We start from the raw sequence: 24,139 nt of genomic DNA, 5'->3' as shown, positions 1-24,139 counted from the left end.
CCTGCTCCGGGCGGGGTATGAAGCCTATACGTAGGGTAGGGCGATTCGGATGCGGGCATGGGAACAATCCTCCGGAATACCCAGTCAAACGCCTGCTTTCGCACCTATATCCAGAGGTTGTTTCAATGAAGATTTCACGCGGTTTCGCCCTTTCCTGTCTGATGACCCTGGCGGCAACCCCGGTGTTTGCCGCAGGCTTCAGCCTTGGCGACGCGGCCAATGCCATTTCCGGTATGCAGGGCGGCAGCAACAAAGCCGCTGCCGCCGCGCCGTCTTCCGAGACGGCCGGCCTGCTGAGCGCCCTGACCTCGCAACTCAATATCACCCCCGAACAAGCCGTTGGCGGTACTGGCGCCATGCTGGGCCTGGCCAAGAACAAACTGAGCGGCAACGATTACTCGCAGTTGGGCAGCAGCGTGCCTGGCCTGGATCAGCTATCGGGCAACAATGCCCTGGGCAGCCTCGGTGCCTTGAGCGGGATGCTCGGCCAGACCGGCGGCAGCAAGACCAGCGGCCTGGACGGCCTGCTGGGTAATGTGAAGAACACCAACGACCTCAACACTGCGTTCAGCGCGCTGGGCATGGACAGTGGCATGATCGGCCAATTCGCCCCGGTGATCCTGCAGTACCTGGGCGGCCAGGGTGCCAGCAGTTCCGTGCTGGGCAAGCTGGCCGAGGCCTGGGGCACCGGCAGCTAAGTCGATTCCGCGCGCAGTTGCCCGATGCGCGCGTCCTTCTCCTTCCAGAGCTGGTTGACCCAGTTCTGGACGGTCTGGCGAAACGCCGGATCGTTCTCGTAATCCCCCTGCCACAACGCCGGGTCCAGCTCACGGGTACGGATATCAATGATCACCTTCGGCACTGCGCCGCTGATCAAGTCCCAGAACCCCGGAATCTTCTGCTGCGGATAGACCACCGTGACGTCGAGGATCGCGTCCAGTTGTTCACCCATCGCCGCCAGCACAAACGCCACGCCGCCCGCCTTGGGCTTGAGCAACCGCGTGAAGGGTGAACCCTGCTGCGTGCGCTTGGCCTTGGTGAACCGCGTACCTTCCAGGTAATTGACCACCGTCACCGGCTGGCGCTTGAACAGCTCGCAGGCCTCTTTGGTGATTTTAAGATCCTGCCCCGCCAGTTCCGGATGCTTGGCCAGGAATGCCTTGCTGTAGCGCTTCATGAACGGGTAATCCAGCGCCCACCAGGCGAGGCCCAGGAAGGGCACCCAGATCAGTTCTTTTTTCAGGAAGAACTTAAAGAACGGCGTACGCCGGTTAAGCGCCTGGATCAGCGCCGGAATATCCACCCAGGATTGGTGGTTGCTGATGACCAGATACGAGGTGTCACTGCGCAAGTCGTCGCCGCCGCGAATGTCCCATTGGGTGGGGATGCAGCGTGCGAAGATCAGTTTGTCGATCTCGGCCCAGGTCTCGGCGATCCACATCACCGCCCACGACATGTAGTCACGCGAGCGCCCCGGAGCCACCAGCTTGAGCAGGGCGAACACCAGCAAGGGGCCGATCAGGATCAGCGTATTGAGTAACAGCAGCAGGGTGACTAGACAGCCGGTGAGCAGGCGGCGCATAAGCAACTCTTGGGATCTTGTGGGCGGGCCATGATAAGAGAGCTGAGTCTAGAGGCCAAATCGCAAAACGCCTGACGAATGTTTCACAAGGCACCGGGTACGGTGGGCAGACTAACTAACAGTCACTTTTGCGGTCTAGAATCCGCCTACTTAATTCAAGGAAACCACCTACGTGAAATCTATCCTTGCCTTGCTTGCCCTCGTTGCGCTGCCCGTCATGGCCGCCGAGCCGACCCTTTACGGTCGCTACGAATACATCCAGTTGCCGGAGATCGGCGAAACCTTCAAGGCCAAGATGGACACCGGCGCGCTGACCGCCTCGCTGTCGGCCCGCGACATCGAAACCTTCACCCGTGATGGCGACGATTGGGTGCGCTTCCGCCTCGGCGGCAAGGACGCTTCCAACAAAGTCTACGAACACAAAGTCTCGCGCATCAGCAAGATCAAGAGCCGCGCCGACGAAGACGACGACAAGGACGAAGCCAGCGTGGCCAAGCGTCCGGTGATCGATCTGGAAATGTGCCTGGGCGACGTCAAGCGCACCGTCGAGGTCAACCTTACCGACCGCAGCAGCTTCAACTACCCGCTGCTGATCGGCGCCAAGGCCCTGCGTGAATTTGGCGCAGCGGTAAACCCGGCCCGTCGGTACACTGCCGACAAACCGGACTGCTGACAGACCCAAATGCCCCACATCCTGATTGTCGAAGACGAAGCGGCGATAGCCGATACGCTGATATTCGCCCTGCAAGGCGAGGGTTTCACCACCACCTGGCTGAGCCTCGGCCAGGAGGCGTTGGCCCATCAGCGCCAGAGCCCCGCCGACCTGATCATCCTCGACATCGGCCTGCCCGACATCAGCGGGTTTGAAACCTGCAAGCAATTGCGCCGTTTCACCGAAGTGCCGGTGATGTTCCTCAGCGCCCGCGATGGCGAAATCGACCGCGTGGTGGGGCTGGAAATCGGCGCTGACGATTATGTGGTCAAGCCGTTCAGCCCTCGGGAAGTGGCGGCGCGGGTCAAGGCAATCCTCAAGCGGGTCGGCCCTGGCGTTGCACCGCCAGTGTTCCAAGTGGATCTGGAACGCATGCAGATCCACTATCGCGGCCAGCCCCTGAACCTCACGCGCCATGAGTTCCGCCTGCTGCAAAGCCTGCTGGAGCAACCCGAGCGGGTGTTCAGCCGCGAGCAGTTGCTCGATGCGGTGGGCGTACCGGCGGATGCCGGCTACGAGCGCAATATCGACAGCCATATCAAAAGCCTGCGCAGCAAACTGCGTAGCGTGGCAGCGCAGGCCGAGCCGATCCAGACCCATCGTGGCCTGGGCTACAGCTACAGCCCGAGCAACAGCTGATGCGCCTGGGGCTGCGGATTTTCCTGGTGTACGCGCTGTTTATCGGCCTTACCGGTTACTTTGTGCTCAGCACCGTCATGAAGGAAATCCGCCCCGGCGTGCGCCAGTCCACCGAAGAAACGCTGGTGGACACCGCCAATCTGTTGGCCGAGATCCTGCGCGACGACGTGAAAAACCGCACCCTTGGCCAAAGCCACTGGCAGGAACTGCTCAAGGCCTACGGCAACCGCCAGCCGGGCGCGACCATCTGGGGCCTGCCGAAAAACCAGGTCAACCACCGCATCTACGTCACCGACGCCAAAGGCATCGTGTTGCTCGACTCCACGGGCCAGGCGGTGGGCCAGGACTACTCCAAATGGAACGATGTCTACCTCACCCTGCGCGGCGAATACGGCGCCCGTTCCACCCGCAGCGATGTGGATGACGCCACTTCATCAGTGATGCACGTGGGCGCGCCGATCCGCGACAACGGGCAGATCATCGGCGTGGTCACTGTGGCCAAACCCAATAGCTCATTGCAGCCTTATGTGGATCGCACCGAGCGGCGCCTGCTGTGGTACGGCGCCGGATTGGTCATCCTGGGCCTGCTGCTGGGCGCGCTGTTGTCGTGGTGGTTGAGCGTCGCGCTACGGCGGCTGACGGCCTATGCCGAGGCGGTCAGTGAAGGGCGGCGCGCCGAGTTGCCTCACTACCGTGGCGGCGAGTTGAAGCAGTTGTCCACCGCCGTGGAGCACATGCGCACGCAACTGGAGGGCAAGGCCTACGTCGAGCATTACGTGCACACCCTGACCCATGAATTGAAAAGCCCGCTGGCGGCGATTCGCGGCGCGGCGGAGCTGTTGCAGGGCGACATGACCCGCGAGCAGCAGCAGCGTTTTGTCGGCAATATCGACAGCGAAAGCGCACGCCTGCAACAGTTGATCGAGCGCCTGCTGAACCTGGCGCAAGTGGAACAACGCCAGGGCCTGGAGGAGCAGGCAAGTATCGCGCTGGCCGCCTTGGTCGACGAAGTGCTCAAGGCCCAATGTGCACGGATCGAAAGCGCCGGCTTGCGAGTGGAGCAGACGATCGCGGCGGATGTGAAGGTGTTCGGCGAGCCCTTTCTGCTGCGCCAGGCGCTGGGCAATCTGCTGGAGAACGCGTTGGATTTCACACCGCCGGGCGGCCTGTTGAAATTCGCGGCGCAGACGCACCACAACGCAGTGCAGGTGAGCCTGTTCAACCAGGCTGCGCCGATTCCCGACTACGCCTTGCCGCGTCTGAGCGAACGCTTTTATTCGCTGCCACGCCCGGCCAGCGGACGCAAAAGCACGGGCCTGGGTCTGAACTTTGTCGAGGAAGTGATGAAGCTCCACGGCGGCGCTTTGCAGATCGGTAACGTCCCCGGCGGCGTGCGCGTGGAACTGCATCTCCACACAGTCTCCACATTGCCCACATAAAACCCCCACACACGCGGCCCACTCTCCCTCCATCAAAACAGGGAGAGACCCATGAACCGCAGCCTGCTTTTCAAACTTGGCGCGATTGCGCTGCTGATCCTGCTGTTGCTGATTCCGTTGCTGATGATCAACGGCATCATCAGCGACCGCCAGCAACTGCGCGACGGCGTATTGATGGACATCGCCCGCAGTTCCAGCTACGCCCAGCGCCTCACCGGCCCGGTGATGGTGGTGCCGTATCGCAAAACCGTGCGCGAGTGGAAGCTCAATGAAAAGCTCAACAAGCGCTACGAAGAAACCCGTGAAGTGCGTGGTCGTTTGTACTTCCTGCCGGAGCGTTTTGAGCTCGATGGCAAGGTGCAGACCGAACTGCGCGCACGGGGCATTTACCAGGCGCGACTGTTCCATGCCGACAACCGCATCAGCGGGCGTTTTGTGCTGCCGGAGCAGTGGGGCATCACCGAGAACTATGCCGATTACCGTTTTGAACCGGCGTTTCTGGCGGTGGGCATCAGCGATATTCGCGGCATCGAAAACGCACTGAAACTGGAACTGGGCAGCCAGCGCCTGGAGTTCTCGCCGGGCAGCCAGGTGGGCTGGCTGGGCGAGGGTGTACACGTCGAACTGCCGGCGCAGGACAACAAGAAACCGGCCGCCATGGACTTCGCCTTTGACCTGCGCCTGCAAGGCACCGAACAACTGCAAGTGGTGCCGGTGGGCAAGACCAGCCAGGTGTCGCTGGCCTCCAATTGGCCGCACCCGAGCTTTATCGGCAACTTCCTGCCGGCTCAGCGCGAGGTTACCGACCAAGGTTTTACCGCCAACTGGCAGACCTCGTTCTTCTCCACCAACCTTGAAGAAGCCCTACGCGGTTGCCTGTCCGAAAACAGCTGCGAGGACTTCAACAGCCGCAGCTTCGGCGTGAACTTCATCGACCCGGTGGACCAGTACCTCAAGAGCGACCGTGCGATCAAATACGCACTGCTGTTTATCGCCCTGACCTTTGCCGGCTTCTTCCTGTTCGAAGTGCTCAAGAGCCTGGCGGTGCACCCGATTCAATACGCCTTGGTGGGCGTGGCGCTGGCGTTCTTCTACCTGCTGCTGTTGTCGCTGTCCGAGCACTTGGGCTTTGCCCTGGCGTACCTGATCTCGGCGAGTGCCTGTGTGATGTTGATCGGCTTTTATGTGTGCCACGTGCTGCGCAGCGTCGTCCATGGCCTGGGGTTTTCGGCGGGGTTGGCGGCGTTGTATGGCTTGTTGTACGGACTGTTGAGCGCCGAGGATTACGCGCTGCTGATGGGGTCGTTGTTGCTGTTCGGTCTGCTGGGTACGGTGATGGTGCTGACGCGTAAGCTGGACTGGTATGGCGTGGGCAAGCGCAAGGAGGTTGAGCCGTTGGTGTTTGATCTGGAGGCAGTGCAATGATCGGGTTGCGCGAGGATCAGCAAATGAAGGCAACATTGGTGTCACGGATTGACAGGCTATTTTTTGTGGCGAGCGAGCTTGCTCCCGCTGGGGCGCGAAGCGGCCCTCAAGAAGGGGACTGCTGCGCAGCCCAGCGGGAGCAAGCTCCCTCGCCACGAAACCTCACATGGGTGGTTGGGTCTGCTGCATCGACGGCCGCTGGCTGACCTCGGCGTACCACGCAGCTAGCTTGGGATTATCCAACCGCCACTGCATGTCCGGATGGCGAAAGTCCAGATAACCCAAGGCGCAGGCCACGCTGATGGCGGCGATGTCGAAGTGGCTGGTCAGTTCGGCAATCGCGTCCTGCTCCAATTCGGCGAGGGCGCGACGCATCTTGTGGCGCTGCTCGTCGAGCCACGGGGTCCAGTGTTTTTCTACCGGGCGCAGGGTGGTTTCGTAGCGCACCAGCACGGCGGCATCCATGATGCCGTCGGCCATCGACGCCAGGGTCAGGCGGCGCCAGCGCGCCGAGCCATCGCGGGGGATCAGCGGGTTGCCTACATGCTGGTAGTCCAGGTAATCGAGGATCACCCGGCTGTCGTGCAATACCGTGCCGTCCGCCAGGCGCAGGGCCGGGATCTTGCCCACGGGGTTGCCTTGCACCACCTGAGCATCCGGGTTGACTGGGGTCGGCATGCACCCTTGCAGGGCGACGCGATCCTGCTGGCCGGTTTCGATCAGCAGCACGCGGACTTTACGCACGAAGGGTGAAGCCGGGTTATGAAACAAGGTCATGCTGGGAGCGGACATGGGCATTCCTCTGAATAGGCTGGGGCTAGCCTAGAGGGTTGCGCGGTGGCTGGCGAGGGGGATTGTGGGGGTTTTTATGGGCCTCATCGAGGGCAAGCCCCCTCCCACACTTGAACGTGTTCACAAATCAGAATGTGGGAGGGGGCTTGCCCCCGATGAGGTCCTCAGTCGCGCCGCTTGAACAACCCCCACGCACCTATGGCGGCAGGTATGCCCAGCCCGAGCCAACTCAACGAATCCCACAGCCCATCCCCCAGCAGCGCCGCAAACAACCCGGCGGCGCTGAGCAGGCCAATCCCCAGCGGAAGGCCAAACACCTTCCAGAAATTCGACTGACGCGGCTTCATGCCTTGCCTGCCTTGCGTCGCACGATCCACAGGTAAATCCCGCTGATCAGCACCACGATGGTCAACACATCCAGCACCGCCCACAGGATCTTCATCGGCATGCCGCCGTAATCACCGAAGTGCAGCGGCTGGGACATGCCCATGGCGTCCATGTACCACGGGCGTTCGGCGATGGCGGTGACGGCCAGGGTACTGGCGTCGATCAGCACCGGCGTGAGCAGGTGCGAGGTCAGGTGCGTGCTGCCCTTCATGAACACCGCGTAATGGTGCTCGCTGGAAAAGCGCGTGCCGGGGAAGGCGATAAAGTCCGGCCGCATGCCGGGGGCGGCCTCGGCGGCGATGGTCAGCAGTTCCGTTGCAGGCGCACGCAGGGTCAGCGGCGGAGCGTTCTTGTAGGGTTCGATCAAGGCGTTGAGGCTGTCCTGGCGCCAGGCGGCGATGATCAGGTCGGCGCAGGCGCTGATCACGCCGGTCACGCCCACCACCAGCGCCCAGGTCAGGGTGACCACGCCAATCAGGTTGTGCAGGTCGAGCCAGCGCAGGCGGGTGGATTTGTCCTGGCGCACGGTGGCGAACTTCAAGCGACGCATAAACGGCAGGTACAACACCGTGCCGGAGATGATCGCCAGCACAAACAGCACGCCCATGAGCGCCAGCAGCAACTTGCCGGGCAACCCGGCGAACATATCCACATGCAGGCGCAGCAGGAACAGCGTGAAGCCGCCATTGGCCGAGGGCATTTCCACCGCATCGCCGGTGCGCGCGTCGAGCATGAAGGTGTGGGACGAATTGGGCTCGGTGCCGGCGGTGGCGGCCATGATCGCGATCACGCCGTTCTGATCGTCCTCGTCCCAGGCCAGGTATTGCATGGCTTCGCCGGGTCGATGGGCCTCTGCTTTGGCGACAAGCTGCTCCAGGTTGAGCTGCGGCGTATCGGCAGGCATCTGTGCCAGCGTGGGCTCGTTGCCCAGCAGATGGTCGATCTCATGGTGAAACACCAGCGGCAGGCCAGTGAGGGCGAGCAGCAGGAGGAATACGGTGCAGATCAGGCTGGTCCAGGTGTGGAGGAAGGACCAGCGGCGGATGGTTTTGCTTTTCATCACGGCTCCAAAAGGCAAAAGGGCCGCGGTTCAGGCGGCCCTTCATCAGCGGTTTTTCACCGTCTTAGAATTTGTAGTTCACGCTGGCGACCACGTTACGCTGGTCACCGTAGTAGCAGTAGAAGCCGTCGCAGGTCGACAGGTAATCCTTGTTGAAGATGTTCTTGGCGTCGACTGCCACGGTCACACCTTTCATGGAGCTGTTTACGCGGCCCAGGTCGTAGTGCACCGAGGCGTCGTATACGGTGTAGGAGCCCACATGACCGAGGTCGGTGTTGGCGGCATTGCCGTAGGTGTCGCCGACGTAGCGCACGCCTGCACCCACACCGAATCCGTCCAGCATGCCGCTGCGCCAGGTGTAGTCGGCCCAGCCGGTGGCTTGGTTGCGAGGCAGCTGGTTCAGACGATTGCCTTTTTCTGCGGCAACACCTTCAGTGATTTCACTGTCGTTATAGGTATAGGAACCCACGAGCTTGAGGCTCTCGGTAACGTCGGCGCTGGCTTCCAATTCAAGTCCACGGACTCGTACCTCACCGACTTGGCGAGTGATGCTGCCTTCGGTGACCGAGGTGTTTTGTTGGGTCAGGTCGAACACCGCAGCGGTGAACAACGCTTTTGTGCCTGGCGGCTGGTATTTGACACCGGCTTCATATTGCTTGCCTTCGGTGGGCTTGAATGCCCCGGTGCTGCCCACTTGTGTACCCGAGCCGGCCTGGAATGATTCAGCGTAGGAGAGGTACGGGGTGATGCCGTTGTCGAAGACATAGCTCAGCGCTGCGTTACCGCTGAAATGCTTGTCACGCTGAGTATTGGTTGCGTCGTTGAGGTTATGGAACGTGGTGCCGGTATGGACCCAGTCTTCACGCCCGCCGAGCGTCAGGCGCCAGTTGTCGAGAGCCATTTGGTCTTGAAGATAGAGACCGGTCTGCTGGGTCTTCTGGTTGTAGTCGTACATGGTGAAGTAGGTGACTTTCGAGAAGTCCTGCCCATACACCGGACGGTTGAAGTTGATGGTCGGCACGCCCGCCGAGCCCCACAGCCAGCGCGCATCGCTGTCGGAGCGCTGGTGGTCGAGGCCCAGCAGCAGGGTGTGATTGATTGCACCAGTCTTGAAGTCAGCCTGGAAGTTGTTGTCGACGGCGAACTGGCCGATGTTTTCATCGACCTTGCCAGCTGAACGACTCACGTTGCCATCGGCATCAACCGCAACTTCAGGGCCATTCGGAAAGAACGCGCCACCGGCGGTAATGCCCTGGAAGGACAGGTCGTTCTTGGTGTAACGCAGGTTTTGATGGAACTGCCAGGTGTCGTTCAGGCGCGTCTCGAAGGCGTAACCCAGCGCGTAGTAAGTGCGGTCGTAGAATTCCCAGTCCGGATCACCCAGGTTTTTGTGGTGGGAAATCTTGCCGGCCGGTGAACTCAACTTGGTGCCTTGCAATGGCAGGAACTGCCCGGTGATACCCGTATCGTCGCGGGTGAACTGGGTCAGTAGCGTGAGCCTGGTGTCGTCGTTGATATTCCACGTCAGGCTGGGTGCGACGTTGTAGCGCTTGTCCGGGATGTGATCGACAGCGGTGTTGCTGTCGCGCACCACACCGCTGACGCGGTAGAGGAACTGGCCTTCATCGTCGACCTTGCCGGTGCTGTCGAAGTTGATCTGTTTGTGGTTATTGCTGCCGGCTTGAACTTCAATTTCATTCGAGCTTTGTGCCTGAGGGCGGCGGCTGACCATGTCCAGCAAACCGCCAGGCGGAGTCTGCCCATAGACCGAAGAGGCCGGGCCCCGCAGGACGGCAATGCGCTCAAGATTCCACGTGTCGATTTTCGGCGTGGCGTAGTTGCCTTTAGGCAGTGGCAGGCCATCAAGGAATTGCGTCGGAACAAAACCGCGTACCAGCAGCCAGTCACTGCGCGAGTCGGAGCCATAGCCGCTGCTCTGCACGCCAGCGGTGTACCGCAGGGCATCGTTAAGGTTGAGAACGGAGCGGTCTTCCATTTGCTGACGAGTGATCACCGTGACCGAGCGAGGCAGTTCGGCGATAGGCGTATCGGTCTTGGTGCCAGCCGCTGTGCGGGTGGCGACGTAACCCTCCACCGGCCCCCAAGCGCTTTCGCTATCGCCCTGCCCAATGATGCTGGTCTCCGGCAACGCCACAACCCCCTCGGGAATCGCCACCAAGGTAAACGTCCCAGCGCTGCTCTGCTCCAACTGCAACCCGGTGCCACGCAACGCTTCGCGCAGTGCGCCTTGCGCATCGAACTGGCCTTTGACCGGAGCCGAAGTCTTGCCCGCCGCCAGCGCCGGGTTGAGGGTCAGCGCGAGGCCGGCCTGGCTGGCGATCTGGTTCAGGGTCGTGGCCAGCGATGCGGCAGGCAGGTTGTAGGCACGCACGCTGGACGCCTGTTCGGCGGCGAACAGCGAGGTGCTGGCCAGCGGGGCGCTGAGGGCAATGGCCACGGCTAACAGGCTGGGGCGCAACAAGGTGTCTAGCGTGCGGGACATGGGCGGCTCCTGAATGGAAATATTTCTCAATTGCCTAGGTGCCGAACGAGAATCGAAAAGTGATAGGGCAGGGCGAAAATATTTTTTGTGGGGTGTTTGAGGACCTCATCGGGGGCAAGCCCCTCCCACAAAAATGTGGGAGGGGGCTTGCCCTCGATAGCGATCGCCCAGCGACCACAGACCCTACGGCTTACCCTTGACCGTCACCCACCACGGCGTGTGCTGCTCGATCCGCACCGGCAGGGTCGGCAGCAGGGCGTTGAGCGCCAGTGTGGTGTCGTGCAGCGGGAAGCTGCCGGTGATGCGCAGGTCAGCCACGTTTTTGTCCACGCCCAGGTAGCCGGTGCGGTAGCGGCTGAGCTCATCCACCACGTCGCCCAGGCGGGCGTTGTCGACCACCAGCATGCCGCGGGTCCAGGCGTCGGTGGCGGGGGTGACGGCCAGCAGTGGGCCGAGGCCGTCACTGCGCATCAGCACTTGCTGGCCTTCCTTGAAAATCTGTTCCTGGTGCAAGGCTTCCGGCTGCGCCGCGACTGCCGATTGCAAAACGCTCAATCGCGTGGCGCCTTCCTCGCGCTTGACGATAAACCGCGTGCCCAGCGCTCGCAGGCTGCCGTCGCGGGTTTGCACGTAGAACGGGCGCGCATCGTTGTGGCCGGTCTCGACGAGGATTTCGCCGTCCTGCAACACGATCAGCCGGCGTTTTTCATCAAAGCGCACGTCGATGGCACTGTGGGTATTGAGGTTGATCCGGGTGCCGTCCGCCAGTTTCAGCGTGCGCTGTTCGCCGGTGGCGGTGCGCTGGTCGGCCAGCCAATAGTGGATCGGCACATAGCGCTCGCCGGCAAACAACGCCAGACCGCACACCAGCGCGATACTCGCCAGGCCAGTGCCGAGCTTGCGCACCCGCTGGCGAATGCCTTCGCGCGACTGCAGCAATGCCGCCCGCGCCGGGCCCGAGGCCACGCCGAAGCGTTGGTCGAGCATGCCCAGTTGGCGCCAGGCGCGAGCGTGTTCTTCATGGCTGGCCAGCCATTTGCTGAACTCTTCGCGTTCTACGGCGCTGCCGTCGCCGGAGTCCAGGGACAACTGCCAGGCAATCGCCGCATCCAGCACACGGGCCGACACCGGCTTGGCGCTGATCGCACTCACGTTGGCTCGCCATACAGCGCGATATAGCACTGGCGAATGCCCTGGGCCAGGTACTGGCGCACACGAGGCACCGACACGCCGAGGCGCTGGGCGATCTCTGCGTGACCCAGGCCGTCGAGACGGTTATAGAGGAAGGCGGCGCGGGCCTTGCTCGACAGCTTGCCGAGCAGGCGGTCGATGGCCTTGAGGTCTTCGAGGATCAGTTGCTGTTCTTCCGGGGACGGGTGTTCGCTTTCCGGGATCAGCATCAATTCGGTGAGATAGGCCTGTTCCAGGGCGGCGCGACGGAAGTAGTCGAACAACAAGCCTTTGGCGATCGCCACCAGAAATGCCCGAGGCTCGCGGGGTTCGCGCAACTCGTCACGGCCCAGCAGGCGCATGAAAGTATCCTGGCTCAGGTCTTCGGCGCGGCTCGGGCAGGCCACATTGCGCCGCAGCCAGGCCAGCAGCCAGCCACGATGGTCGCGATACAACGCGCCAACAAGCTCACTGTGTGGGGTCTGGGCCGACGACAAGGCATCACCGAATAAACAAGGGGTTTAAACTAACGAGAATTATTCGCGATTGTGTCAGAGGCGTGGGGTGGGCGCAATTGGCGTCCGTCGGGAGATGACATTAAAACGATGGCGCTCGTTTACGCCGGTTCCATTGGCTCAAACGCTCCTGCAGCGCCTGTGGGGAGTCGATGTGCTGCTGTCGCGCACGGCTGAACAGAATCAGCATCAGTTCCGCCGTGGCCAGGGCATCGGCGCTGGCGTGATGGCGTTCGCCCACGTGCAGCTGGAAATGGTTGATCCAGTCATCCAGCCCGGCTTCGCGGATATGCGCCTCGGGGCACAGCAGCGGGGCGATGTCGGCCACATCCAGAAACGGGTGCGCCAAGCGATAACCCAGGCTGTCCTTGAGTGCGCGGCCCAGCATGTGCTGGTCGAAGGGCGCATGGAAAGCCAGCAATGGGCTGTCGCCGACGAATGCCATGAAGTCCAGCAGCGCTTCTACCGGATCACTGCCGGCGGCGATGGCGCTGGGGCCGAGGCCGTGGATCAACACGCTGGGGCTGAGTTTTGTTTCTGCGCGTTGCAGGGTGCGCTCGAACAGCTGGGAGAAATCCACCGCGCCGTCTTCAATCACCACTGCGCCGATGGACAGTACCTGATCACGGTTGAGGTTCAGGCCGCTGGTTTCCAGGTCCACCACCACCCAGCGTTGGGCGCGCAATGGGGTGTCGCCCAGCGGCACCGGCTTGGACAGTTGCTCCAGGCGCCGTTGTTGCGCGGCATCGAGTCCGGGCTTTTTCGTACGTAGCCAGTCGAACCAACTCACAGTTGGTACCGCAACGTCAGGCTGCTTTGCAGACGCTGGGCCTGGCGCAGGGATTCACGCAGGATGCGGCGGTCGAGGTGGTTGAGGCTGTCGGGGTCGACGCGATTGGAATACGGCTGGTTCTCGCGGGTCTGCAACTGGTGCTGCTGCATGCGGGTTTGCTGGATAAAGTGGTACGCCTCTTCATACGCGGCGCCGTCCAGCGGCTCGATGACCTCCTTGGCCACCAACTGACGCAGGCGCTCCAGGGTGTTGTTGGCGTGAATACCATTGGCCAGCGCCAGCAGGCGCGCTCCATCGACGAATGGCGTAAGCCCCTGCACTTTGAGGTCGAGTGTGGCCTTTTCACCGCTTTTGCGTGTCAGCACGAATTCACGGAAACGTCCTACAGGTGGCCGTTGGCGCAAGGCATTCTCTGCAAGCATGCGTTGAAACAGCCGGTTATCCGCCACCTGATCCAGAATGCTTTGGCGCAAGTGCTCGCAACCCTGTTCATCGCCCCACACCACCCGCAGATCAAAATAGATGCTCGAACCCAACAGGTTTTCCGGCGTCGCCTCACGAATAAACGCCGCAAACCGCCGCGCCCATTCCGCCCGCGACAGGCACAGCTCGGGGTTGCCAGCCATGATGTTGCCTTTGCACAGGCTGAACCCGCACAGCGCCAGGCTCTGGTTGATCTGCTGCGCCAGGGGCAGCAACCGACCGCGAATCTCGGCGGCTTCCACCGCGTCCCTGGCCTCGAACAGAATGCCGTTGTCCTGGTCGGTGTACAGCGTTTGCTCGCGACGGCCTTCGCTGCCGAAACACAACCAACTGAAGGGCACACCGGGGTCGCCTTTTTCGGCGAGTGTCAGCTCGATCACCCGGCACACGGTGTGATCGTTGAGCAGGGTAATGATGTGAGTAATCTGGGTGGACGACGCGCCATGGGCGAGCATCCGCTCGACCAACTGGCCGATCTCCCCGCGAATCGCCACCAGATTCTCCACCCTGGGCGCGTTGCGGATGGTGCGGGCCAAGTGCACCAGGTCGACCCGTTGCAGGGAAAACAGGTCGCGCTCGGACACCACGCCACACAGGCGCTGGTCCTTGACCAGGCACACATGGGCGATATGCCGCTCGGTCATGGCGATTGCCGCGTCGAAAGCGCTGTGGTCCGGGGTCAGGAAGAACGGCGCCTGGGTCATATAACTGTCGATGGCCTGGCTGAAATTACTGGTGCCGTCGGCCACCACATGGCGCAGATCGCGCAGGGTAAAAATCCCCAGAGGCGCCTGGTGCGCGTCGACAATCACAATGCTGCCCACTTGTTGCTCGTGCATCAGTGTCACCGCTTCGCGCAGCGGCGTGTCCGGGCTGCACATCACCGGGTGGCGCATGGCCAATTCGCCCAGGCGGGTGTTCAACGAATATTGAGTGCCGAGGGTTTCCACGGCTTTTTGCTGCACCTGCTGGTTGACCTGATCCAACAGGCTGCTGACGCCACGCAGGGCAAAGTCGCGAAACGGGCTGGAGAGGGCGAACAGCTTGATAAAGGCCGGTTTGTTCAATTGCAGGCAGAAGGTGTCTTCGGCGGCTTTATGCTCAGTGCGCGTGTCCCGTTCGCCCAGCAGCGCGGCGAGGGGGAAGCACTCGCCGGTGGTGATTTCAAAGGTGGTTTCTGCCGACTCCGGCCGCTCGCCCACGACGCGGCCTTGCTTGACGATGTAGAAGTGCTCCACCGGCCCGCCCGATGGCTTGAGAATGCTCTCGCCGGGGCCGAAGAAGCGTAATTGACACTGTTCAACCAAAAACGCCAGGTGCGCATTTTCCATTTGATTGAATGGCGGGAAACGTTGCAGGAATTGCAGGGTGCCGTGGATGTTCTGCAACACGGCGGTTTTACCCGCCTGCGTGAAAGCATCAGCTTTACTCATAACAGTGACCGCAGTTTTTTTGTCGTTATCGTCCCTCATGGTCGGCTCCTACGCGGTGGGTGCCCATTGGACGTAAGTCTAGGTCGATACAAACGGCACACACCTAGGGAAAAACCTTACATGAATATCGTCCAAACCCCGTAGAACACCCACTAGGCAAACTTTCCGACGAAGTGCACATTGATCGCCCTTCCGCAGATGTCTGACGAGTGTGCTGGGGGATTGATGAAAACTGCTGAGAACCGTATGTCCGACCACGATATTTTGAGTGATGCCGAGCGCGAGGCGCTGAGCGCCGTGATGCTGGAGCCTGATTTACCGCCACAACGCGTGTTGATCGTCGACGACGACAAGGACGCACGCGAACTGCTGGCGGAAATCCTGGGGCTGGACGGTATTCGCTGCATGACGGCCGACAGTGGTGAGGCGGCGTGGGATTTATTGAAGTCGAGCAGTTCCATCGGTTTGCTGATCACCGACTTGCGCATGGCACCGAGCAATGGCCTGGAGCTGATTCGCCAGGTGCGAGAATCCACCCGTGCGGCGCTGCCGATCATCATTATGTCCGGCGACGCCGAAGCCCCGGATGTGATTGATGCGATGCATTTAAGCGTGGTGGATTTTTTGCTCAAGCCGATTGATAGCGTGAAGTTGGCGAAGCTGGTGAAGCGGGAGTTGGGGATGGCATCTTGACGTGCGGCGTCAACCGCTCATCCGATTGTGGCGAATACTGTCAAATCTGACAGTTGTTCATGTTTGACAACGAACATTTACTGGAGGGGTGGGCAGTGAAGGTTGCCCTATAACCCTTAACAGTGAGCGGGAGTTGGTCATGAGCAAAAAAAAATTTCCAGTAACGGAAGCTTTTCCAGTAACGGAAGCTGAAGTAAAAAAACACGAGACTGCCGGCAAAGCCGATATCACTGTGACAGTTGACGATGTATCCCACTCCTTTCCAGCGATAAAGTTCTCTGGGTATCTGTCCTGGACTGGAATTGATGGTGAGTGGCCCACAAGTATTCGTATCGACTATGGGAGCAACTTGGCGGTTGGCACCCATACCTTTGACTTTGAAGTCTCTCAAAAAATGCTCTCCTACGCAGATGCACAGGGGAATCGGAGGCATTGGCCGACAAGCGGTAAAGTTGAGGTAATCGTACAGCGCCCAGAGTTCGGAGATGAGTTCAACCATGTTGGTACGCTCGTGGACGTCAAGTACGGTGATCAGTCACCTGTCATTACCCTCAACGGCACATATGAGGTTGGTGAGTACGAACCTGATTGATGCATGTCTTTGTAAAACGACAAAGCCCTGATCTCTTGATCAGGGCTTTGTTATTTTCTCGCTTGTTTATAGACCGTTCTTAGCCTTGAACTCCCGACGCCGACGGTGCAATACCGGCTCGGTATACCCATTAGGCTGCTTAGTCCCTTCAATCACCAACTCCACCGCTGCCTGGAACGCGATGTTGCTGTCGAAATCCGGAGCCAGTGGGCGGTACAGCGCATCCCCGGCATTCTGACGGTCCACCACCGGCGCCATGCGCTTGAGGCTTTCCATGACCTGGTCTTGGTTGACGATGCCGTGGCGCAGCCAGTTGGCGATGTGCTGGCTGGAGATGCGCAGGGTGGCGCGGTCTTCCATCAGGCCCACATCATTGATGTCCGGCACTTTCGAGCAGCCGACGCCCTGGTCGATCCAACGGACCACATAACCCAGGATGCCCTGGGCGTTGTTGTCCAGCTCGTTGCGGATTTCTTCGTCGGACCAATCGGTGTTGCTGGCCAGAGGAATGGTCAGGATGTCGTCTACCGACGCACGCTCGCGCTTGGCAAGCTCGGCCTGGCGGGCGAATACATCAACCTTGTGGTAGTGCAACGCGTGCAGCGCGGCGGCGGTCGGCGATGGCACCCAGGCGGTGTTGGCGCCGGCCAATGGGTGGGCGATTTTCTGTTCGAGCATCGCCGCCATCAGGTCGGGCATCGCCCACATGCCTTTACCGATCTGCGCGCGACCTTGCAGGCCGGTGCTCAGGCCGATATCAACGTTCCAGTTTTCGTAGGCGCCGATCCATTTTTCGGCCTTCATGGCAGCCTTGCGCACCATCGCGCCCGCTTCCATGGAGGTGTGGATTTCGTCACCGGTACGGTCGAGGAAGCCGGTGTTGATAAACACCACGCGCTCGCTGGCCGCCTTGATGCAGGCCTTGAGGTTGACCGTGGTGCGGCGCTCCTCGTCCATGATTCCGACCTTGAGGGTGTTGCGCGGCAGGTTCAGCACGTCTTCTATGCGGCCGAAAAGCTCGTTGGTGAGCGCAGCTTCTTCCGGGCCGTGCATCTTCGGCTTGACGATGTACACCGAGCCAGTGCGGCTGTTCTTGCGGGTGTTGTTGCCGTTGAGGCTGTGGGTCGCGGCGAGGCTGGTGACCAGGCCGTCGAGGATGCCTTCCGGCACTTCGTTGCCGTCTTTATCGAGGATCGCGTCGATGGTCATCAGGTGACCCACGTTGCGCACGAACAGCAGCGAACGGCCGTGCAGCGTCACGTCCTGGCCATCCACGCCGGTATAAACGCGGTCGGCGTTCATGGTACGGGTGAAGGTTTTTCCGCCCTTGGCCACTTCTTCGGCCAGGTCGCCCTTCATCAGGCCGAGCCAGTTGCGGTAGATCACCACTTTGTCGTCCGCATCCACCGCGGCGACGGAGTCTTCGCAGTCCATGATGGTGGTCAGCGCGGCTTCCATCAGCACATCTTTGACGCCGGCGGCATCGGTCTGGCCGACGGGCGTGCTGGCGTCGATCTGGATTTCGAAGTGCAGGCCGTTGTGTTTCAGCAGGATCGCAATCGGCTCGGCCGCAGGGCCCTGGAAACCGATCAACTGGGCATCGTCACGCAGGCCACTGTTGCTGCCGCCCTTGAGGCTGACGATCAGCGTGCCGTCGACGATCTTGTAACCGGTGGAGTCGACGTGGCTGCCGGCGCTGAGCGGCGCGGCTTCGTCAAGGAAGGCGCGGGCGAAGGCGATGACCTTGTCGCCACGCACCTTGTTGTAACCCTTGCCCTTCTCGGCGCCGTCGGCTTCGCTGATGGCGTCGGTGCCGTACAGCGCGTCGTACAGCGAACCCCAGCGCGCATTGGAGGCGTTGAGGGCGAAACGGGCATTCATCACCGGCACCACCAACTGTGGGCCGGCCATGCGGGCGATTTCGTCATCGACGTTTTGGGTCGAGGCCTGGAAGTCTGCGGCTTCTGGCAGCAGATATCCGATGTCTTGCAGGAAGGCTTTGTAGGCCACCGGGTCGTGGGCCTGGCCGGCGTGGGTCTGGTGCCAGGTGTCGATGCGCGCCTGGAAATCATCGCGTTTGGCGAGTAGGGCTTTGTTCTTCGGTGCCAGGTCGTGGATGACCTTGTCGGCGCCGGCCCAGAACTGGTCGGCAGTGATGCCGGTGCCGGGAATGGCTTCGTTGTTCACGAAGTCGAACAGGACTTTGGCGACCTGCAGGCCACCGACTTGAACGTGTTCAGTCATTGCTTGCCTCACTCTGCACAGCTTAAGCGCTTTTTAGATTTTCATTATGTAGTGCCAAGTTGCGCATACTACATGATGACTTGCGGTTGTGAAAATTAGACTAAATACGTCGTTTAGCGACCCACTTTGGTCGTACGGTCACAGCGGAGAACGGGATGTTCTCAAAAAACTATTGGATTGTTCCAGATAAATATAAAAATGGTACACGATTTGTTTTCGGGGACTCCCGGGTCCACCTTGTAGATTGAATTCAGAGGGCTTCGCCATGGACCATCTTGTACTCACAATTATCGCCGCCGACAAACCCGGCCTGGTCGAGCGCATCGCGCAGAACATTGCCGCCCACGGGGGCAACTGGCTGGAAAGCCGCATGGCCCACATGGCCGGGCAGTTTGCCGGGATCCTGCGGGTCAGCGTACCCGCGGAAAGCCGCCAGGCATTGTTGGGGGCGCTGGAGGACTTATCCACACATGGCATTCGCGTGCTGGTGGGTGAGGGCAGTACCGGGCAGGCCTCGGCGTCCAAGCCGATTGTGATGACATTGGTGGGCAATGACCGCTCGGGCATCGTGCGTGAGATCACGGCCCTGTTGAGCCAGCAAGGCGTGAACCTGGAGCGCTTGAGCACGGATGTGCGCCCGGCCCCCATGAGTGGCGACCCGTTGTTCAGCGCCGAAGCGTTGTTGCAGGTGCCGCCGTCGTTATCCCTGGAGCGCTTGCAGCTATCCCTGGAAACCTTGGCGGATGACTTGATGGTGGAGCTGCGCAGCGAGGAATAATCTGTCCACAAGGTTATGCATGGAAAACTTGCATGGGCCTGTGGATAACCTTGGGGTGAATGCCTGCAAGCCACGGCGGTTGTGGCTTGCATGATGCTGTATGTTATTTGATCAGCGTTTGCGCACGGTCAGCCAGGCATCGACGCTGTAGACGACCAGGCCAGCCCAGATAAAGGCGAAGGCGAGCAGCGTGCTGGGCGCCAGGTGTTCGCCGAACAGCAGCACGGCTTCGAGCAACACCAGGGTCGGCGCAACATACTGCAAAAAGCCCAGCGCGGTGTAGGGCAGATGCCGTGCGGCGGCGTTGAAGCACACCAGCGGGATCAACGTCACCGGGCCGGCGGCCACCAGCCACCAGGCTTCGGATGTGCTCCAGAACTCAAGCTGAGCACTGTGGGCGGTCGGGTTGAACAGCAACCACGCGACTGCAATCGGCACCAGCATCCAGGTTTCCACCACCAGCCCCGGCAGTGCTTTGACTGGCGCCTGTTTGCGGATCAGGCCATAGAAGCCAAAGGTCAGCGCCAACACCAGTGACACCCACGGCAAACTGCCCACCTGCCACACCTGTTGCGCCACACCCACAGCTGCCAGCCCGACCGCTACCCATTGCAAACGACGCAGGCGTTCGCCGAGAAGCAACATGCCGAGCAGCACATTCACCAGCGGGTTGATGTAATAACCCAGGCTCGCCTCAAGCATGCGCCCGGTGTTCACCGACCATACGTAGGTCAGCCAATTGGCCGCAATCAACGCTCCGCTCAAGGCCAGGATCGCCAGGCGCCTGGGGTTGTCGCGCAGTTCGCGGAACCAGCCGGGATGCTTCCACACCATCAACAGCAAGCCCCCGAACAGCGCCGACCACAGCACGCGGTGCACGATGATTTCGGCGGCGGGTACGCTGGCGATGGCTTTGAAGTAGAGCGGGAACAAGCCCCAGATGACATAGGCGCTGAGGCCCAGGATGTACCCCTTGCGGGGGTTGGCGGCGTGCATTGCAGAGTCCTTGTTCTAGCAGTTAAAACAGTTTCAATGGTTCTTCGTTGAGGGCTGATAGTTGCTCGCGCAACGCCAGCACTTGATCGCCCCAATACCGCTCGCTACCGAACCACGGAAAACTGTGGGGGAACGCCGGATCGTCCCAGCGCCGTGCCAGCCAGGCGCTGTAGTGCATCAGGCGCAAGGCGCGCAGCGGTTCGATCAGCGCCAATTCACGCGGGTCGAAGTCGTGGAATTCCTGATAGCCGTCCATCAATTCCGACAGTTGGCCCAGGCATTCCTGACGGTCACCGGCGAGCATCATCCACAGGTCCTGCACCGCCGGGCCCATGCGGCAGTCATCCAGGTCGACGATATGGAACATCTCGTCACGGCACATCATGTTGCCGGGGTGGCAATCGCCGTGCATGCGGATGTTCTTGTGCGGCGTGGCCTTGTAGACCTCTTCCACGCGCTTGAGCAGGTCGCGGGCCACAGACTCGTAGGCCGGCAGCAGGCTTTTGGGAATGAAATTGCCTTCAAGCAATGTGTTGAGTGAGTCGTGACCGAAGTTCTTCACGCCCAGGGCTTCGCGGTGTTCGAACGGGCGGGTGGAGCCCACCGCGTGCAAACGGCCGAGCAGTTGCCCGAGGCGATACAGTTGATCAAGGTTGCCGGGCTCCGGCGCGCGGCCGCCACGGCGAGGGAACAGGGTGAAGCGGAAACCTTCGTGTTCGAACAGGCTTTCACCGTTGTGGATCAGTGGCGCGACGACCGGCACGTCGCATTCGGCCAGTTCGAAGGTGAAGCGGTGTTCTTCGAGAATCGCATCGTTGGTCCAGCGCTGGGGGCGATAGAACTTCGCGATCAGCGGTTCGCCGTCTTCGATGCCCACCTGATACACGCGGTTTTCGTAGCTGTTGAGCGCCAGGACGCGAGCATCACTGAGAAAACCGATGCTTTCGACGGCGTCGAGCACCAGATCAGGGGTGAGGGTTTCAAACGGATGGGCCATGGGAACTCCTGCGGGCAGCAGGGCGCCGCGTCCGGCCGAGTATGGTAACGCACCGGGCTTGAGATAGGGGGCGACTTGAGTATCGCCACCGGGGGCAAGCCCCCTCCCACATTTGAAATGCGTTCCCATGTGGGAGGGGGCTTGCCCCCGATGGGGCCCTATCAGGCGCCGACGATCCCGCCATCATCCCTGCGAATCGCCATCACCGAAGACCGCGGCTTCCCATTCGGCAGATGCTCCGGCCACGTCGAACCGCCGGTTTCCCCCGGATGCTGGATCCCCACAAACAGCGTTTTCTGATCCGGCGAAAAGCTGATCCCCGTAACCTCGCACGCCACCGGCCCGACCATGAAACGACGGATTTCACCGGTCGCCGGGTCGGCGCAGAGCATCTGGTTATTGCCCATGCCGGCGAAGTCACCCGCGTTGCTGTAGTCGCCGTCGGTGAGGATCCACAGGCGTCCGGCCTTGTCGAAACCCAGGCCGTCGGGGCTGTTGAACATGTTCTGCGGGTTGATGTTGGACGAGCCGCCCTTGGGCTTGCCCGCGTGTACGCCGGGGTTGCCGGCCACCACAAACAAATCCCAGCTGAAATCGGCCGCGCCGTGGTCATCGGCATTGGCTTTCCAGCGCAGGATCTGACCGTAGACGTTTTTCTCCCGTGGGTTGGGGCCGCCCACGGGTTGGCCGTCTTCGCCGCGCTTGGCGTTGTTGGTCAGGGTGCAATAGACCTGGCCATCGGAGGGGCTGACCACGATCCATTCCGGGCGGTCCATGCGCGTGGCTTTGACCACGCTGGCGGCCAGGCGCGCATGGATCAGCACTTCGGCCTGATTGGCAAAACCGGTGCTGGCGTCGATGCCGTTTTTCCCATGGGTCAGCTCAACCCATTGGCCTTTGCCTTTTGGATGGTCGGCATCGCCATCGCCCGCGTCGAAGATCGCCACATACAAGGTGCCGTGGTCGAGCAGGTCTTTGTTGGCCTTGGGGTTCTTGTGGTTGATCTTGTCGCGGCTGACGAACTTGTAGATGAACTCGCCGCGCTCATCGTCGCCCATGTACACAACGGCGCGGCCATCGCGGGTTTCGGCGAGGGCGGCGTTTTCGTGTTTGAAGCGGCCCAGGGCCGTGCGTTTGGCCGGGGTGGATTGCGGGTCGAACGGGTCGATTTCCACTACCCAGCCATGGCGGTTGAGTTCGTTGGGGTTCTTGGCCATGTCGAAGCGCGGGTCGTGCAGGTGCCAGTTGATCTCTTTACTGGCGGCCACTACGCCGTAGCGTTTCTGCCCGGCGTCGAAGGTTTGTTGTGGGTTGCTGCTGCCGAAGCAGTCGGTGAAGTTCTCTTCACAGGTCAGATAAGTGCCCCACGGTGTCATGCCGTTGGCGCAGTTCTGGAAGGTGCCGAGGGCTTTCTTGCCGGATTTGTCGGCGCTGGTTTTCAGCCAGTCGTGGCCGGCAGCGGGGCCGCTCAGACGGATCGGCGAGTTGCCGTGAATGCGGCGGTTGTAGCGTGAATCCTGGACGAACTGCCAGGTGTCGCCCTTGCGCCGCACTTCGATCACCGACACGCCTTCGCTGGCCTGGGCCTTGCGCACGTCTTCGGCCGATTGCGGCGCGCCGCCGTGGGCGTAGAGGTAGCGGTAGTTGGTGTATTCGTTGTTGATCGCCATCAGCGCGCGGTTGTCGTCGCCAGGGAAGGCGAACAGGCTCATGCCGTCGTTGTTGTCGCCGAATTGTTGCTCCTGGGCCTTGGCCGTGCCGTTGCCGGACGGGTCGAAGGCCGGCGCGCTCTTGTGCAGCGGCTGGCCCCAACTGATCAACACCGAGGCGCTGTAGCCCGGCGGCAAGGTGATGGTGTCGCTGGTCGCGGCGGCGATGCTGGCAAACCCCAGCAGCGGGCTGGCGGAAGCGGCATTCACGGCCAGGGCGCTGCGGCTCAACAGGTTGCCGCCCAGGAACATCGCGGCGCCGCACAAGGCGCCGGCGCCGATAAAGCGGCGGCGGGTGAGGCCAACCATCTGCTCAAGGTCGGTGGCTTGGTTTTCTTCTAATAGGCTCATCTCAGGCTCCCTGCGGTTTTTGCAGACACCATAAGGAGCGGGTGTGACGAAGTTGTTGCAGTTTGAAGAACTCTGCGGCTCAGACTGGCGTACCGAGCAATACATGACAGGGGGCGAATTGCACGTGGATCGCCCGGCCTTCGGTGGCGTCCAGGGCCTTAAGTACGTCGGGCTGCGCCAGGGCGCATAAAACCTGGCCATTGGGCAGGGCGATGCGCACTTCGCTGGGGCCGTCCTCGGCGTGGAGAATGGCGTCTACCTTTCCGCTCATGCAATTGTGTCCGAGTGTTGCAGCGCTGTGCGATGCGAGCAATTCCAGCCAGCCGGCCTTGATCAGTGCGACGACTTCCACGCCAATCTCCAGCTCCAGCCGTTGCGTGCTGTCATGGGTGATTTGGGCTGTGAGGGTCAGCCCACCCGCGAGTTGCAAATGAATCAGATCATTGCGGCCGTGGCTTTCAATCGCGCTGACCTGGCCATGCAGCTGGTTGCGTGCACTGGTGCGCAGCATCAGGCGGCCCAACAGATTGAAGTCACTGGCGGCTTCGTCCGAACCCAGCACCTCGGCCTGTAACGCTTGCAGGCGTTGGTAGAGGCGCAACACCCGTTCGCCTTCGGCGGTGAGTTTGGCACCGCCACCGCCTTTGCCGCCGACATTGCGTTCTACCAGGGGTTTTTGCGCGAGGTTGTTCAGTTCATCGATGGCATCCCACGCGGCCTTGTAGCTCAAGCCAGCACTTTTGGCGGCGCGGGTGATGGAGCCCTGTTCGGCGATATGCCCCAGCAGGGCGATGCGCTGGGGGCGACGGACGATATGTTGGCTGAGCAAAGTCGGGAGAGACATGG

General features: G+C 61.2%; 22 protein-coding genes. 8 read left to right on the top strand and 14 right to left on the bottom strand.

Annotated features, from left to right (window positions below):
- Positions 1 to 125: 125 nt before the first annotated feature.
- Positions 126 to 698, top strand: a complete 573-nt coding sequence (locus DNK50_RS00870; RefSeq protein ID WP_099585726.1) for a DUF2780 domain-containing protein — start codon at positions 126 to 128, stop codon at positions 696 to 698.
- Here the strand turns inward: DNK50_RS00870 and DNK50_RS00865 are convergent.
- Positions 695 to 1,582: an acyltransferase gene (locus tag DNK50_RS00865; RefSeq protein WP_112192606.1), complete on the bottom strand. Its 888-nt coding sequence runs from the start codon at positions 1,580 to 1,582 to the stop codon at positions 695 to 697. The two genes, DNK50_RS00870 and DNK50_RS00865, sit on opposite strands and share 4 nt — an antisense overlap.
- A gap of 172 nt (positions 1,583 to 1,754) precedes the next feature.
- Here DNK50_RS00865 and DNK50_RS00860 point away from each other — a divergent pair, with 172 nt between their 5' ends.
- The 4 genes from DNK50_RS00860 to creD are packed head-to-tail and all read left to right on the top strand — an operon-like array spanning position 1,755 to position 5,797.
- Positions 1,755 to 2,255, top strand: coding sequence for an ATP-dependent zinc protease (locus DNK50_RS00860; protein WP_099585724.1), 501 nt, complete (start codon positions 1,755 to 1,757; stop codon positions 2,253 to 2,255).
- Positions 2,256 to 2,264: 9 nt separating this feature from the next.
- Positions 2,265 to 2,933 (top strand): two-component system response regulator CreB, encoded by a 669-nt coding sequence (gene creB, locus DNK50_RS00855; protein ID WP_099585723.1) that lies wholly within the window; start codon positions 2,265 to 2,267, stop codon positions 2,931 to 2,933.
- Positions 2,933 to 4,372, top strand: coding sequence for a two-component system sensor histidine kinase CreC (gene creC, locus DNK50_RS00850; protein WP_099585722.1), 1,440 nt, complete (start codon positions 2,933 to 2,935; stop codon positions 4,370 to 4,372). Before creB ends, creC begins: the two co-directional genes overlap by 1 nt.
- A 51-nt stretch (positions 4,373 to 4,423) precedes the next feature.
- Entirely contained in the window at positions 4,424 to 5,797 is a 1,374-nt protein-coding gene (creD, locus tag DNK50_RS00845) for a cell envelope integrity protein CreD (RefSeq protein WP_099585721.1), read from the top strand.
- 162 nt (positions 5,798 to 5,959) lie between these two features.
- Here creD and DNK50_RS00840 read toward each other — a convergent pair whose 3' ends face one another.
- From DNK50_RS00840 to DNK50_RS00805, 8 genes are all read right to left on the bottom strand, one after another.
- Positions 5,960 to 6,589, bottom strand: a complete 630-nt coding sequence (locus tag DNK50_RS00840; protein WP_112192605.1) for a glutathione S-transferase — start codon at positions 6,587 to 6,589, stop codon at positions 5,960 to 5,962.
- 164 nt (positions 6,590 to 6,753) lie between these two features.
- Positions 6,754 to 6,936, bottom strand: coding sequence for a hypothetical protein (locus DNK50_RS00835; protein WP_112192604.1), 183 nt, complete (start codon positions 6,934 to 6,936; stop codon positions 6,754 to 6,756).
- A complete protein-coding gene (locus DNK50_RS00830) occupies positions 6,933 to 8,036 on the bottom strand; it encodes a PepSY domain-containing protein (RefSeq protein WP_112192603.1) in 1,104 nt (367 codons plus the stop codon). Before DNK50_RS00830 ends, DNK50_RS00835 begins: the two co-directional genes overlap by 4 nt.
- Positions 8,037 to 8,100: 64 nt before the next feature.
- The gene (locus DNK50_RS00825; RefSeq protein WP_112192602.1) at positions 8,101 to 10,539 is read right to left on the bottom strand and encodes a TonB-dependent siderophore receptor; all 2,439 of its coding nucleotides are present in this window, start codon (positions 10,537 to 10,539) and stop codon (positions 8,101 to 8,103) included.
- Between the two features lie 183 nt (positions 10,540 to 10,722).
- Positions 10,723 to 11,691 (bottom strand): FecR domain-containing protein, encoded by a 969-nt coding sequence (locus tag DNK50_RS00820; protein WP_112192601.1) that lies wholly within the window; start codon positions 11,689 to 11,691, stop codon positions 10,723 to 10,725.
- On the bottom strand, positions 11,688 to 12,206 hold the full coding sequence (locus tag DNK50_RS00815; protein ID WP_112192600.1) for an RNA polymerase sigma factor: 519 nt from the start codon (positions 12,204 to 12,206) through the stop codon (positions 11,688 to 11,690). Before DNK50_RS00815 ends, DNK50_RS00820 begins: the two co-directional genes overlap by 4 nt.
- Before the next feature lie 100 nt (positions 12,207 to 12,306).
- The gene (locus tag DNK50_RS00810; RefSeq protein ID WP_112192599.1) at positions 12,307 to 13,014 is read right to left on the bottom strand and encodes a PolC-type DNA polymerase III; all 708 of its coding nucleotides are present in this window, start codon (positions 13,012 to 13,014) and stop codon (positions 12,307 to 12,309) included.
- The gene (locus tag DNK50_RS00805; protein WP_177411500.1) at positions 13,011 to 14,933 is read right to left on the bottom strand and encodes a putative nucleotidyltransferase substrate binding domain-containing protein; all 1,923 of its coding nucleotides are present in this window, start codon (positions 14,931 to 14,933) and stop codon (positions 13,011 to 13,013) included. Before DNK50_RS00805 ends, DNK50_RS00810 begins: the two co-directional genes overlap by 4 nt.
- A gap of 246 nt (positions 14,934 to 15,179) precedes the next feature.
- On the opposite strand from DNK50_RS00805, the gene DNK50_RS00800 reads away from it, so the two are divergent.
- Positions 15,180 to 15,626: a response regulator gene (locus DNK50_RS00800; RefSeq protein ID WP_090401770.1), complete on the top strand. Its 447-nt coding sequence runs from the start codon at positions 15,180 to 15,182 to the stop codon at positions 15,624 to 15,626.
- 139 nt (positions 15,627 to 15,765) lie between these two features.
- Complete coding sequence (locus tag DNK50_RS00795) at positions 15,766 to 16,218, top strand: hypothetical protein (RefSeq protein WP_112192597.1); 453 nt, start codon at positions 15,766 to 15,768, stop codon at positions 16,216 to 16,218.
- A gap of 66 nt (positions 16,219 to 16,284) precedes the next feature.
- On the opposite strand, the gene DNK50_RS00790 is transcribed toward DNK50_RS00795, so the two are convergent.
- Entirely contained in the window at positions 16,285 to 18,462 is a 2,178-nt protein-coding gene (locus DNK50_RS00790; RefSeq protein WP_112192596.1) for a malate synthase G, read from the bottom strand.
- Between the two features lie 265 nt (positions 18,463 to 18,727).
- On the opposite strand from DNK50_RS00790, the gene DNK50_RS00785 reads away from it, so the two are divergent.
- Positions 18,728 to 19,240 carry a glycine cleavage system protein R gene (locus DNK50_RS00785; protein WP_099585711.1) on the top strand — a complete coding sequence of 171 codons (513 nt, stop codon included), beginning with the start codon at positions 18,728 to 18,730 and terminating at the stop codon, positions 19,238 to 19,240.
- Between the two features lie 111 nt (positions 19,241 to 19,351).
- On the opposite strand, the gene rarD is transcribed toward DNK50_RS00785, so the two are convergent.
- The 4 genes from rarD to DNK50_RS00765 form a co-directional block, all read right to left on the bottom strand.
- A complete protein-coding gene (gene rarD / locus DNK50_RS00780) occupies positions 19,352 to 20,236 on the bottom strand; it encodes an EamA family transporter RarD (RefSeq protein WP_099585710.1) in 885 nt (294 codons plus the stop codon).
- Between the two features lie 22 nt (positions 20,237 to 20,258).
- On the bottom strand, positions 20,259 to 21,233 hold the full coding sequence (locus DNK50_RS00775) for a serine/threonine protein kinase (protein ID WP_099585709.1): 975 nt from the start codon (positions 21,231 to 21,233) through the stop codon (positions 20,259 to 20,261).
- A 161-nt stretch (positions 21,234 to 21,394) separates the two neighbouring features.
- Positions 21,395 to 23,293 (bottom strand): PhoX family phosphatase, encoded by a 1,899-nt coding sequence (locus DNK50_RS00770; protein WP_112192595.1) that lies wholly within the window; start codon positions 23,291 to 23,293, stop codon positions 21,395 to 21,397.
- Between the two features lie 79 nt (positions 23,294 to 23,372).
- Positions 23,373 to 24,137: a TOBE domain-containing protein gene (locus tag DNK50_RS00765; protein ID WP_112192594.1), complete on the bottom strand. Its 765-nt coding sequence runs from the start codon at positions 24,135 to 24,137 to the stop codon at positions 23,373 to 23,375.
- Positions 24,138 to 24,139: the final 2 nt, after the last annotated feature.

It is taken from the genome of Pseudomonas sp. LG1E9, from assembly GCF_003290225.1.
In the GTDB taxonomy this organism is placed as follows: Bacteria; Pseudomonadota; Gammaproteobacteria; order Pseudomonadales; family Pseudomonadaceae; genus Aquipseudomonas; species Aquipseudomonas cyclaminis.
This window is presented reverse-complemented; position numbering and strand designations above follow the sequence as displayed.